This is a genomic window from Mesobacillus sp. (genome assembly GCF_057785455.1).
Genome location: NZ_JBYNSB010000038.1, coordinates 121,697 through 135,125 on the forward strand (window position 1 = coordinate 121,697; position 13,429 = coordinate 135,125).

A 13,429-nucleotide genomic window follows, 5' to 3' on the forward strand; every position below is an offset into this window, starting at 1 on the left:
ATATTAACTCACCTTAGCAGCTGAGCCTGCTTTTGCCATGCCTGCCAGCATCTTAGGATGAACGATGCATTGGAAGCTGTCATCCGCCGAAAGTTCCTGGGTGGTAAAAGAAATAAGTCCTTTTTCTGCAAAATAAATATCTGTTTCTGTTGAAATCTTTATGCTTTCAGGCTGCAGAGCAACAATCAGCTGATGTTCTTGTCCAACCACTTTACATGGAATGATCCTCATTTTGCTTTCAAGCTCCTGAGAAAAAGCCACTTCCCCCGACATTACACAATCTGGATCCTCTGCAATCCTGCGAATCTCTTCAGGAATTGCTGCTAATGTTTTACTGATTGACAGGATCATCACCGGCATTTTCGAGATTGGATCATAGAGCTGGTTGCCGCTGTCAACCAATCCTCGAACCTTGAAGGTCAAATCCATGAATTGAATTTCCACATCCGCCAGGGAATCATACTGAATCTTTGCCATTTCAAATTGCTCAATATTCCGTCTTGAAAAGTGCCATGCAAGCGGGAAACCAAGGATAACAAACAGCCAGCTAATAGGGTCGCCAAAGCCTTTGATATGATTGATGGCGACATTCGAGGCAAGCTCCATATCAAATTGGATGAAATAATGGACGCCTGTCAATGTTCCCCCAAGCAGGAAGGTAGTCACATAAAAGGTCATAAGAGCTTTGAAGAAAAAGCGCATTCTCTTATAGCCAAATACCGTCAACACCATCAACACTGAAAAAAATAATTTCCCAGCCGGGTGCCCCGCTGCAGCATGTAACGGAGTAATTGACAATATAATGAGCAATGAACCGATAAATCCGCCAAGAGCAATCCGCCAGAGCTTAACCTGCCTTTTAAGGATAATCGCTGCCAGATACAGGAGGAAGGAATCAAATAGTAGATTCAAAGCCCAAATGACATCCAGATAGATCTTCACCTGCATTCCCCCTGTCAATACCATTAATTAAATGGGTGAATAGCCTCTTTGCTGACTTCTCTATCATTCCGTTACGAAAAAGTATATCGTTATTGCTCCATGAAGTGTGTCACATTCTGTATACAAAACATCAGAAATTTTCACTTATCCATTCGGATTTTGTCAATTTTCAGATTATTCATAGATAAAATTAGAAACAGAGAAAAACCCACTTACACTTTAACCCTGCACCGCAGTGGGGGTCAGACCCCCGGCGCTTTAACGCGGCACTGCACTGGGGGTCTGACCCCCAGTGCTTTAACGCAAAAAAGGCACAGCCTGTTGGCTGTGCCTTGTGTGTTTTTTATTATCTTCTTCTGTTGCGGTTGCGAAGGAATGTTGGGATATCAAGTGCGTCTTCGCCTTGTGGTGCAGGATTGTTTCTTGGTGCCTCCTGCTGAATTTCTTCACGCTTTGGCTGTTCACGCTTGATTGCGCCAAGCTGTGGCTTTTGCTGTCCGCCAAATCCTGGACGTGAAGGCTTTGGCTGGATTACCTCTTCGTTAAAGCCTGTCGCAATAACAGTTACGATGATTTCATCCTTAAGGTTCTCATTGATGACAGAACCAAAGATCATGTTAACATCCTGGTCTGAGGCAGATGCAACAATATCAGCTGCTTCCTGTACCTCATACAGGCTAAGGTTCGTGCCGCCAGTGATATTCATCAGGACGCCCTGTGCTCCATCGAGAGATGTCTCAAGCAATGGAGAGGAAATCGCTTTTTTAGCTGCTTCAGTAGCACGGTTTTCACCAGCTGCTACACCAATACCCATCAAAGCAGAACCTTTGTTGGACATGATTGTCTTCACATCAGCGAAGTCGAGGTTGATCAAACCTGGTGTAGCGATCAAGTCGGATATACCCTGAACACCCTGGCGCAGAACGTTATCCGCTTCACGGAACGCTTCAAGCATCGGAGTGCTCTTATCAACGATTTCAAGCAAACGGTCATTCGGAATGACGATTAGCGTATCTACCGCTTCCTTCATTGCCGAAATTCCGCCGCCGGCTTGTCCAGCACGCTTGCGGCCCTCGAAAGTAAATGGACGCGTTACAACACCTACAGTTAGCGCTCCAAGGTCCTTGGCGATTTGAGCGATTACAGGAGCAGCACCTGTTCCAGTTCCTCCGCCCATACCAGCTGTAACGAAGACCATATCAGCGCCTTTAAGCACTTCTTCAATCTGCTCTTTGCTTTCTTCTGCAGCTTTCTTGCCAACCTCAGGATTAGCGCCGGCACCAAGTCCGCGGGTTAATTTTGCCCCGATTTGCATTCTGATTTCAGCTTTGGAAAGATTTAATGCCTGGGCATCGGTATTTACCGCGATAAATTCAACACCCTGTACTCCGTGTTCGATCATTCGGTTAACCGCATTATTTCCGCCGCCGCCAACACCGATAACTTTTATAGTAGCAAGTGAATCTAAATTAGTATCAAATTCCAACATGACAAATCCTCCTAATTCGTCGATTTCCTGTGAGCCCTGAATTATTCGAAAAAGTAGCCAAGAAATTTTTTCATTCTTGATGATACTTTCTCTTCAGGCTGTTTCTCAGGCTTCGATTTTGGATGCGGCTGTTTCTGAACTCTTTTTTCTTTCGGTTCTAATTCACTAAAAGCAGCTTCCATTTTCTTTCCTTTTAATTTTGCGTTCTTATATGCAAATTGTATCAGGCCAACTGCAGTCGTATATTGCGGTTCCCTCACTCCAATGTAGTCTGGGATCGCTATCCTTACACGGCTCTGGAAAATATCCTGTGCAAGCTCAAGGACCCCCTGCATATTCGCAGTACCGCCCGTGAGGACAAATCCACCAGGAAGATCCCTGATGTTCATCATCTTCAATTCATCCTGGACAAGTGAGAAGATTTCCTCCATCCTTGCTTCAATGATATCCGCAACCTCAAGCTGGTTGAACTGCTGCTTCTGGTCGCTCCCAATGATGGGGACTTCGAAATATTCATCTTCCGAAGCATGATCATAGAAGGCATGTCCATGTTTTAACTTTAATTTATCCGCTTCTTCCGTCGTAGTTCGAAGGCCAATGGACAAGTCCTTGGTAATATGGTCCCCGCCTACAGGAATCACGGATGTTCCTCTTAGGTGTCCATTGTCGAAGACAGCGACTGTTGTTGAACCGCCGCCAATATCGATCATGGCAACACCCATGTTCTTTTCGTCCTTTGAAAGGGCGAATGCTCCGGCGGCAAGCGGCTGTAAACCGATATCCAGTATTTCAAGGCCAGCACGCTCTACACAGCGGAGTGTATTATGTAAGATGGTTTTTGAACCTGTAATAATCGTACCTTCCATTTCGAGCCTAACACCGATCATGCCTCGCGGATCATTGATTTCATCAAGGCCATCCACGATAAACTGCTTAGGAATGACGTCTATTATTTCTCGTTCAGGCGGGATCGATATTACCTGGGCAGCATCGATTACACGCGCGACATCCTCGTTCGTGATTTCGCGATTGTCACTTGAAACTGCTACTACGCCATGACAAGGCATGAGCGAGACATGGTTACCGGTGACTCCTACGATCACCTGGTTAATCTTCATCCCTATCATTCTCTCAGCTTGTTCTACTGCCCGTTTAATAGAATGAACGGTTTCATCTATATCAACAATGGAGCCCTTCCTTAAACCTTCAGACTTCACATTGCCAACACCAATTATATTTAAAGAGTCATTGACCATTTCCCCAATGATAACTTTCACACTGGATGTACCGATATCAAGACTGACATATATATCATTGCTGTTCATTCTGTGGCACCTCCTTCAACAATTCCTAATGTTTGAACAACAATTATGTGCTGTTGAAACTAAATGTTTTTCAATTTTAATTACATTACTTTATTCGTCACAATTAAATATTTCCCTTTTAAAATATCATTTTTTTTTCTACTTTTCACTTGTAGTTGACCATTTTGTCAATAAAATCCGCCTGATAACGGCAATATTCTGGAACAGCCTTACCCCGAAGGCAAAAACTGCTGCTAAATACAAGTCTACACCAAGATGAACACCTAGAAAAGCTAAACTTGCAGCTAATATTATATTAAAAAAGAAACCTGACACAAAAACTTTTTCATCGTATATATTTTGCAGCTGCGCCCTTATGCCGCCAAATAAAGTGTCAAGGGCAGCAAGTATGGCGATCGACAGGTAATTTGAGTATTCCTCAGGTATTTTTATATCGGTCAACAGCCCGATAATCACACCGATGATCAAGCCCATTATTGGAAGCCACATTATCCGTTGCCTCCCCCTTTATCTTTTTTAACGGATTCAAGATACCTGATCCTGATTGTTTCCTGATAGGCTGGGATAACCAGTTTGCTTTCTGGCCTGTTGACAGTTACCTCCAGATTATCAATAAAGAAATCCTCAGCCACAGTTGAAACCTTCATGCGATTATATAACTTCTCGGCAGACTGGCCATTTGCCGCAATCACCTTGATTTCTATTGGGAAACGATTGAGGGAGTGCCCATTGATCTTAGTCACTCTGTTAATATCGCGGACAACTGTCGTATTGATCACTCTTTCTCCATCCACAGATACATGCTGGGCTCCATACATATTCAGCTCATTCAACAGCCTTTTGAGCATGTCGGGGGAAACAGTAGGCGCATTGTCTCCATCGCTGATCAAATTAAATGCCGGGGCAATGGATAAGGTGATTCCCGGGCCGGTTACTTCTGTCAGCCCTGCCTCAATTTTCAATTCATCAAGTGTCTCCCTGAGGACTTCCTCTTTACTATGCTGGCGCTCTGTTTCATATTTGGAGATTTTTTCTTCATTTGACCTGATCTCCAGGAGCAGCTTGGACTGTATTTCCTTTTCCTTCATCAGGTCCTCGCGAAGCTGCCAAGTATCCCTGGTATCCCTCACTTCCGGTTCCCTGACGGTCTGGAACTGAATGGCAACCATTAGTCCAATAATCGCAGCAATGAGGGTAAAACTTAGATTTTTAGGGCGGCCCAACCTATTCACCTTGCTTTCTATTAGGCTCTTTCCCGCACCTCGCAGTGCAGCATGCTGACAAAAGCCTTAAAAACATTCCTTGCCTGTAAAAAACACAGCTCTCTGGTTAATTCCCAAGGATTGGCTCCATTGTGATTTTATCAATTTCTTCCAGAGAAAAAACAATTTGATCGTTCACAAGCTGGTCTTTGATTCCACCAGTGATATTAAGTGCGGAAGAAAGAACATTGGGGTCTCCAATAGCAGTAATTTCAAATGGGGCAGGATGCTGGTAGCCATCGACAGTAATTACTGGACCGGTACAAAGAATATAGGAATTATGCGAAATCCTTTGCCCGTTGACAGAGATAGCTGCTGCACCTGAAATATAAAGTTCATTAATTACCTTAAAAACATGATGTTCATGGACCAGGTAGTTATTGATATTTTCTTCGTCAGGGTCATACTCTCCATCTGCCAGAGTCACCTTGACACCCTTACCGCTAACCTTTACTTTGCCGAGAAACATCCGGTATTTTTCAGCATCTTCTGCAAGATTTGAAAATACCCTTGCTTCCTTGGATAAGTTTTCTTCAATATTCCTTACTTTTTCCTGCTTGTCATTCAACTCTTTTTGCAGCTCTCGGTTTTTTTCTTCCTGTTCAATTAGCTCATTGCGCAAGCTTAAATGCTGCTCCCACTGCTTACTCGTCAATCCCTTGCCATTGTCGCTTTCATCCTGTGTGACGCGATATGAAAATGCGACCATAAAGCCCAGCACCAGGGAAACGAGCGAAAGGATGACTCGATTACTGTTCACTTTCTTTTTCAATTTCAACTTCCTCAGCTTCCTCTGCTTCATACGCTTTAAAATAAGAGCCAACTTCAAGGTCAATTACACCTTTTTTGGCAGGGTCGAGCTGGCTGACAATAGAAGGATAATGTGCCATTTTTTCAGAGAAGGTCCTTAAAGTAGCGTTTACTTCGAAGCCGTCATTCATATACAGCTTAATCAGATATCGGTCAGATTTAACTGACTTTGAGTGAATCTCTGAAATTGAATTGATCACGACCTCCGGAAGATTTTCAAGGGATGCAATCATCTCATCCAGAACCTTCCCCTCCTTGAACCCTATTAAAATAGGCGCGTTGACTGGGATTTCGTCAATTTGTTTTTCCCCTAGAATATTTCCATTTTCAAGGACCGGATAAAAATTCTTGCCTTTTGATATGTAAGCAAGGCGTTTATATTCATCGATTTTGATTGAGACAGTGTTAGGAAGCACGACTTTCACTGTTGCGTTTTTCACTTCCTGAATCTGTTCCAGTTTTTTTTCAGTCTCTTTCCTGTTGATTTGCCAGACATTTGTTTTCAGCGAAATTCCGCTTTTGTTCACTATCTGGTCATAATCATAGGCGTGATTACCAGTAACGGTAATGTTTTTCACTTTGCTGAGCGGAGACTGAAAATAGATGACGCCGGCAATCAAACTAAAAAACACTGCCAACAGCACTATTAGTCTGCGATTTGCTTTCTTGCGCCTCTGGTGCTTCAACTTCGGAATTCGGTCTTCAATTGAGACGATTTTCCCCTTGTCCATTTTCAATCCCCTCTTTGCCGGCTGAACCCATTCCATTAAAGCCTAACATCTAGTTCGCATTCTTGCAGGTTAGAGCCATCAATTAATGTGAATAAAATTTTTCCAGATTTTAACCACAGAAGAATTGCCAAAACACTCCATTCTGCCGCGGAAAAATAAACCAACGGCACGAACGGATTCATGCCGTATTTTACAAAAGGTTTGCTTCCAATCTAATGAAATATTATATCACAGAATTTGACAGCTTAAAGCTATTTCCATTTATTTTCGGCCGATAATTTCAACCTCTGTTTCCATCTTCACACCGTGCAAATTCAATACCGTATCCTTTACATGCTGAATCAGCCCAAGAACGTCCTCTGCCTTCGCATTCCCTGTATTCACAATGAAGTTTCCGTGAAGCTCCGAAATTTGTGCTCCACCGAGACGATGGCCTTTGAGCCCTGATTTTTCAATCAAATTTCCGGCATAGTTAGGAAGCGGATTCCTAAACACGCTGCCGCAGCTTGGATAATTATAAGGCTGGGTTTCTTTTCGATAGTCCTTATTCTTTTGCAGCTCGGCAACGATTTCGTCTTTATTGCCTTCCTTCAGCTGGAATACTGCTGCTACAACAATACCCGGGCGCTCTTTCTGCAGCACGGACGTCCTGTAGGAAAACTTCATTTCTTCATTTGAAAGCCATTCCAGGGATCCGTCCTCAAATAACACATATGCCTTTTCTAGGATTTGAGAGATATCCGATCCATGAGCACCCGCGTTCATATAAACCGCTCCGCCGATAGATCCGGGTATGCCGCCTGCAAATTCAAGTCCAGAAAGACCTTTACGGCTGATCGTCATCGCGAAATTCACCAGGGACAGCCCGCCTCCTGCTGTCACGCGGGTGCCTTCAACCTCCAATTCATTCAGGCCGGTTCCCAGCTTGATTACCGCACCTTCGATACCTTTGTCAGTCACTAAAAGGTTTGATCCCCTGCCAATTACCGTCCATTTTATGTTTGAATCCTGGATTACCTCTAATGCTCTTTTTAAATTATCAATAGATGAAGGCTCAATAAATATGTCGGCAGGTCCGCCAATTTTCATCGATGTATGGTTGGCCAGCGGCTCATTTTCTTTTATTGAACCGATGTTCAATTCTCTAAGTTTGTCAGCTAGATCCTTCATAAATACCTTCCTTTCACTCTGCATCCATTTTGGCTATATTATGCAGAAGTCTGCCTATAGGCTACTTCTTAGCCAATTCCTCCATCAGGCGATACACCCGATGCGCAGCATCAGGCACGCCAAGTTTCTTTGCTGCCTTTTTCATATCAGCCAATTTTTCCTCACTGCCTAATATATTGTCGATATGTTCCACCAGCTTAAGCCCAGTAAGATCTTTCTCAAGCAGCAATTTAGCAGCGCCATGTTCGCTTAATGCACGGGCGTTTTTTTCCTGGTGGTTATCTGTTACATATGGGCTTGGTATGAGAATACTCGGAATTCCCAGGGAAGTCAGCTCGGCCAGGGTTGTTGCGCCAGCACGGGAAACCGTTAAATCGATTCCCGCAAGAACCTCAGGCATATTATGAATAAATGGTTTTATGATGACATTCTCTGGATTCCCAACCAATTCAACTTCTTTTTGCACCTCTTCGTAATGCACATCACCTGTTACATATAAAACCTGGTATGGCTTGCTGCTAAGTTCAGTTAAGCTTTTTACGACTGCTTCATTAATTGGCCTGGCTCCCCTGCTTCCACCGAAAATCAGCACAGTAGGAACCTTAAGCTTTAATCCGGCAGACAGACGGCCTTTGATACCATCCTGTCCCAATACCTCGGATGCCCGGGGATTGCCTGTCAGAACTACCTTCTGCTCTGGGAAAAACTCCCGTGCTTCCTCAAAACAAATGGCTATCTTATCGACATAACGGCTCAGGAACTTATTCGTCAGGCCTGGTACGCTGTTTTGTTCATGGACAATTGTAGGTATGCCCATTTTTGCAGCAGCATAGACTACCGGACCACATACATAACCGCCGGTTCCAATCACTACATCCGGATTGAATTCCTTCAGCATCTTTTTACTGTCTCTTACTCCCTTGAGGAAACGGAGAACAGTTTTTACATTCTCAAATGATATTTTTCTTTTAAAACCAGTAATATGTATCGATTTAAACGGGATATTTTCCCTGGGCACTATTTTACTTTCAAGCCCTTTTTCTGTACCTATGTAGAGAAATTCGACGTTATTGTTTTCCTTCTGTATTTCTCTGATCAGTGCGAGCGCAGGGTATATATGCCCGCCTGTTCCGCCGCCACTAACTGCAATCTTCATTTTCCACACCTCAGCAACAAATCTCTATTTCTAAATCAGCCTAAAAAAAGGCACTTCACGGTTTTACCCTATTCTACTATAAACTAAACTCCAGAGCCGGATTTAAAGATAATGTCATTTAAATGTAATATAGCATGAACACGCTGATAATCCTATATTAATACAAGGTATTAAGGACCTTTTTTCATCAAAATTCAGGCTGCATTCAGACAGATTCTGGTGTGGTGCTTGGATAATGTCCAAATCAAGCCCGCGTTTAGACAGTTTCAGCTGCGGTACTTGGAAAACTGTCTAAATCATGCTGCCATTTGGACAGATTTTGCTGCGACGCTTGGAAACTGTCCAAATCAGCCTGCCATTCAGACAGTTTCAGCTGCGGTGCTTGGAAAAACTGTCCAAATCATGCCACCATTCAGACAGTTTCAGCTACGGAGCTTGAAAAACTGTCCGAATCAAGCTTCCTTTCGGACAGATTCCGCCGCTTTGCTTGGAAAGCTGTCCAAATCAGCCTGTCATTCAGACAGTTTCAGCTGCGATACTTGGAAAACTGTCCAAATCATGCCCCCATTCGGACAGTTTCAGCTACGGTGCTTGAAAAACTGTCCAAATCATGCTGCCATTCAGACAGACTCTGCTGCAAAGCTTGGATAACCGTCCGAATCTGATATTTCATCAATTTCACACCCTGGGCTAGAAGCCATATTCCTTTTATAAATCCTCCGCAATTCCTCACCATTCTCTCCCTGCTCTTTATACGGTATTCAAAATTAAAGACTGTTCTCCTAAAGACTTTTGTTAAAATCCAAAAGCCGATTTTAACTTGAAAAACCCATTTTGTTTGCCGGTGCAAAGTTAGTAAGCTCTTTTCTCATATTAAGCGTTAAGTTGAGAAGTAACTTTGGTGATTCAATCCTATTTAGTTATCAATATCAACAAAGTATTAGATAAGAGCCAAATTAAAAGACCCTGGCGCCAGGGTCTTTTAATTTCTTAATTTATAGCCATCCAAAAGCTTCAATACCGAGAATGGCGGCTGATATTCAGCAGCACCCCGACTGCCATAAGCATCAAGGTCAGCGATGATCCTCCATAACTCAGGAACGGAAGCGTGATTCCTGTTACTGGCATCAAGCCTGTTACTACGCCGATATTAATCATCACCTGGATTGCAATCATTGCAATAATCCCTGTCGCAAGAAACGTCCCGTACAGATCAGGTGCCCCAAGTGCAATCCTGATGCCCCTCCAGAGCAGCAAGGAGAACAACAGAAGGATAAATGAACCGCCGATGAATCCCAATTCCTCCGCCAGGATTGCAAAAATAAAGTCTGTCTGCGGTTCCGGGAGGTAAAAGAACTTCTGTCTGCTTTGGCCCAGTCCTAAACCAAACAATCCGCCAGGACCAATTGCGTAAAGGGACTGGATCATCTGGAACCCGCTACCTAATGGGTCGGACCACGGATCAAGAAATGAGGTAATCCTCTTCATCCTGTATGGAGCGGAAATGATCAAACCAACAAATCCAGCAACACCCAGGAGTCCCAGCCCTGCAAAATGGCTGATCCTTGCACCGGCAATAAAGATCATCACTACGGATGTACCAACCATGACAGTACCGGTTCCCAGGTCAGGCTGCAGCATGATCAGGCCAAAAGCAAGAAAGACGAGACCTAAAGAAGGCAGAAGCCCATTTTTAAAAGTAGTAATTGCTTTTTGATTTTCCGAAAGAAATTTCGCCAGGAAAGCGATCATCGCCAGTTTCATGAATTCTGAAGGCTGTATCGAAAAAGCTCCTACTCCGATCCAGCTCCGGGAGCCATTCCTTACATTGCCGATTCCGGGAATCAATACGAGAATAAGGAGCACGAAGCAGACAATCAGAATCACCTTTGCCCATGTCCGCCAAGTCCAGTAGTCCACATTCATAATAAAGAACATTGCGATGATGCCTACTCCTGCAAACAGCATTTGGCGCTTGGCAAAGAAAAATGAATCATTGAACCTATAATCTGCCCAGACTGCACTCGCACTGTAGACCATAATCAAGCCTACCGCCAGGAGCGTAAAGGTAACAATCATCAGGAATATGTCTGGAGTGTTTTTTTTGGTTGGCAATGCAATACACCTCGGCTGTATGATTTAGGGCTCATATGCCGCTTCCCATCCAGCCTGCAGCCAGGCCAGCAGCCGGAGTCATGATGTACGAGACAAGCCCTTATTTAAGCTTATGCACGGCCTCGATAAACATGTCTCCCCTGACCTCAAAAGTTTTGTATTGATCCCAGCTTGCGCAAGCAGGCGACAGGAGAATGACATCACCAGGTTCAGAATGTTCAAATGCCACGGGCACGGCCTTTTCAACATTATCGACCCTCAATATCGTTTTTATTCCTGCATCCTTACCAGCCTGTCCAACCTTTTCAGCCGTCTGGCCAAAAGTAATCATAGCTTTGACATTTTTCAGCGAAGGAACCAATTCATCAAATGAATTACCCCTGTCCAGTCCGCCTGCCAGCAAAACAATCGGTGCTTCAAAGGCAGCCAGCGCATTTTCAGTCGCCAGGATATTGGTTGCTTTTGAATCATTATAGAATTTACGGCCCTCTACGTCGCCGACAAATTGCAGCCTGTGGCGAACACCAGCAAAGGAAGTCAATACGTTAAAAATCGCTTCCTTGCCCGCCCCTGAAAGAAGGGTTGCCGCTGCTGCAGATAAGATATTTTCCAGGTTATGCTTGCCTGGAAGGACGATATCTTTCGTCTGGATAATTTGTTCTCCGTTAAAGTAAACCCAGCCATCCTTGACGTATGCCCCATTGTCCAAAACCTTCTTCGTGGAGAAGGGGATAATTTTCGCCTGAGAGTGGCTGGCAATCTCCATCACTTCATCCTGGTCGGCATTCACAATCAAATAATCCTCTTCAGTCTGGTTCATTGTAATACGGGCTTTGGCTTCGATGTATTCAGCCTTGGTACCATGATAATCAAGATGAGCATCATAAAGATTCGTTATAATCGCGATTTTAGGCTTGAACTGATCGATCCCCATAAGCTGGAAGGATGACAATTCAATAACAATGATGTTTTCTGATGTTGCTTCCTGGGCAACACCAGATGCGACGGTGCCTATATTGCCGGCGATCAGCGGCAGCTTATTTCCATCTTTAAGCATTTCATAGATTAACGTTGTTGTAGTTGTTTTTCCATTGGTCCCAGTAATCCCGATCAGTGGAGCTTCGGAGACCTGGTAGGCCAGCTCGACTTCAGTTATAATCGGAATCTTCTTTTCGACTGCCTTCTGGATCATAGGATTGAAGTATGGGATGCCTGGATTTTTGACAACCAGTTCGAAGCCTTCATCCATCAATTCAATTGGATGGCTGCCGCAAACAACCTTTATCCCCTGTTCAAGCAGCCCCTGGGCTTCAGGATTCTCAGAAAGAGGCTTGCTGTCATTCACTGTGACGAATGCACCAAGCTTGTGTAAAAGAGCTGCAGCACTTACACCGCTTTTGGCCAATCCAAGTACAAGTATTTTCTTATGTTGATATGTTTTGATATCTTTCATCTAAATCCACACCTCAATATAGATTCCAAGAATGGCAAAAAGAAGGCCTACGGTCCAGAACGTCACGACCACTCGCCATTCAGACCAGCCAATCAATTCATAATGGTGATGAAGCGGGCTCATGCGAAAAATCCGCTTACCTGTTGTTTTGAATGAGATAACCTGCAGGATGACTGACAGTGTTTCTATTACAAAAATTCCGCCGATGATAATTAAAATGATTTCAAGCTTCGCCAGGATTGCTACAGTAGCAATCGCTCCGCCAAGCGCAAGTGAACCAGTATCTCCCATGAACACCTTAGCTGGATGCGCATTGAATACCAGGAAGCCCAATACAGCCCCGACAACAGCAACTGAAAAAATCGAAAGTTCATATTGTGATTGATTCCATGCAAGGACAGAAAAAGCACCGAAGGCAATGGCAGCCGTACCTGATACCAGCCCGTCAAGCCCGTCCGTCAGGTTGACCGCATTAGAGAAACCAACCATCCAGAAAATAATGAATAAGACATATCCCCAGCCAAGATCGAATGAGTAATCTGTCAAAGGAATACTGACTTCGGTTGAGAATTCACTTTGTTTAAAAATGAAATAAAAAATAACAGAAATGATGATTTGGCCAAGCAGCTTTTGCTTTGAAGTCAAACCAAGATTCCTTTTCATGACGACCTTGATAAAATCATCCATAAACCCGAGCAGTCCGAAGCCTAATGTCACGAATAGCAGCAAATACGTCTCGACAGAGGGCTGTGAAAATTTCCCTGTCATTACGAGCGTAGTCACGGTTATGGAAAGCAGAATCATGATTCCGCCCATCGTCGGTGTACCTGTTTTTTTCTGGTGGGATTTCGGCCCTTCCTCCCTGATGCTTTGGCCAAATTTCAGCCTTCGTAAAAAAGGAATGAAAACTGGAGAAAGCAAAACTGTAATCAGGAAGCCCATCAATATTGTGAAAAAGATAACTTGCTCCAGCATT

Annotated in this window: 12 protein-coding genes; all 12 read right to left on the reverse strand. The window is 43.9% G+C overall.

Translation table 11 applies throughout. The annotated features are described in order from the left end of the window. Positions 1 to 3 precede the first annotated feature (3 nt). A complete protein-coding gene (gene spoIIGA, locus AC3EBE_RS15775) occupies positions 4 to 948 on the reverse strand; it encodes a sigma-E processing peptidase SpoIIGA (protein WP_488595993.1) in 945 nt (314 codons plus the stop codon). Between the two features lie 340 nt (positions 949 to 1,288). Then, complete coding sequence (gene ftsZ, locus AC3EBE_RS15780) at positions 1,289 to 2,431, reverse strand: cell division protein FtsZ (protein ID WP_488595994.1); 1,143 nt, start codon at positions 2,429 to 2,431, stop codon at positions 1,289 to 1,291. A gap of 41 nt (positions 2,432 to 2,472) precedes the next feature. Further along, a complete protein-coding gene (gene ftsA / locus AC3EBE_RS15785) occupies positions 2,473 to 3,756 on the reverse strand; it encodes a cell division protein FtsA (protein ID WP_488595995.1) in 1,284 nt (427 codons plus the stop codon). 138 nt (positions 3,757 to 3,894) lie between these two features. Continuing rightward, a complete protein-coding gene (locus AC3EBE_RS15790; protein WP_488595996.1) occupies positions 3,895 to 4,245 on the reverse strand; it encodes a small basic family protein in 351 nt (116 codons plus the stop codon). Continuing rightward, positions 4,245 to 4,979, reverse strand: a complete 735-nt coding sequence (locus AC3EBE_RS15795) for a DUF881 domain-containing protein (RefSeq protein ID WP_488595997.1) — start codon at positions 4,977 to 4,979, stop codon at positions 4,245 to 4,247. Before AC3EBE_RS15795 ends, AC3EBE_RS15790 begins: the two co-directional genes overlap by 1 nt. A gap of 106 nt (positions 4,980 to 5,085) precedes the next feature. After that, positions 5,086 to 5,820 carry a DUF881 domain-containing protein gene (locus tag AC3EBE_RS15800; protein WP_488596045.1) on the reverse strand — a complete coding sequence of 245 codons (735 nt, stop codon included), beginning with the start codon at positions 5,818 to 5,820 and terminating at the stop codon, positions 5,086 to 5,088. Then, complete coding sequence (locus AC3EBE_RS15805) at positions 5,768 to 6,559, reverse strand: cell division protein FtsQ/DivIB (RefSeq protein WP_488595998.1); 792 nt, start codon at positions 6,557 to 6,559, stop codon at positions 5,768 to 5,770. The genes AC3EBE_RS15800 and AC3EBE_RS15805 overlap by 53 nt, the downstream gene beginning before the upstream one ends. Positions 6,560 to 6,820: 261 nt before the next feature. After that, positions 6,821 to 7,729 (reverse strand): UDP-N-acetylmuramate dehydrogenase, encoded by a 909-nt coding sequence (gene murB, locus AC3EBE_RS15810; RefSeq protein WP_488595999.1) that lies wholly within the window; start codon positions 7,727 to 7,729, stop codon positions 6,821 to 6,823. A gap of 61 nt (positions 7,730 to 7,790) precedes the next feature. Then, positions 7,791 to 8,885 (reverse strand): undecaprenyldiphospho-muramoylpentapeptide beta-N-acetylglucosaminyltransferase, encoded by a 1,095-nt coding sequence (murG, locus tag AC3EBE_RS15815; RefSeq protein ID WP_488596000.1) that lies wholly within the window; start codon positions 8,883 to 8,885, stop codon positions 7,791 to 7,793. A gap of 1,014 nt (positions 8,886 to 9,899) precedes the next feature. Beyond that, positions 9,900 to 11,000, reverse strand: coding sequence for a stage V sporulation protein E (spoVE, locus tag AC3EBE_RS15820; protein WP_488596001.1), 1,101 nt, complete (start codon positions 10,998 to 11,000; stop codon positions 9,900 to 9,902). 100 nt (positions 11,001 to 11,100) lie between these two features. Continuing rightward, positions 11,101 to 12,453 (reverse strand): UDP-N-acetylmuramoyl-L-alanine--D-glutamate ligase, encoded by a 1,353-nt coding sequence (gene murD / locus AC3EBE_RS15825; protein WP_488596002.1) that lies wholly within the window; start codon positions 12,451 to 12,453, stop codon positions 11,101 to 11,103. After that, positions 12,454 to 13,428 carry a phospho-N-acetylmuramoyl-pentapeptide-transferase gene (gene mraY / locus AC3EBE_RS15830; RefSeq protein ID WP_488596003.1) on the reverse strand — a complete coding sequence of 325 codons (975 nt, stop codon included), beginning with the start codon at positions 13,426 to 13,428 and terminating at the stop codon, positions 12,454 to 12,456. Between the last annotated feature and the right edge of the window lies 1 nt (position 13,429).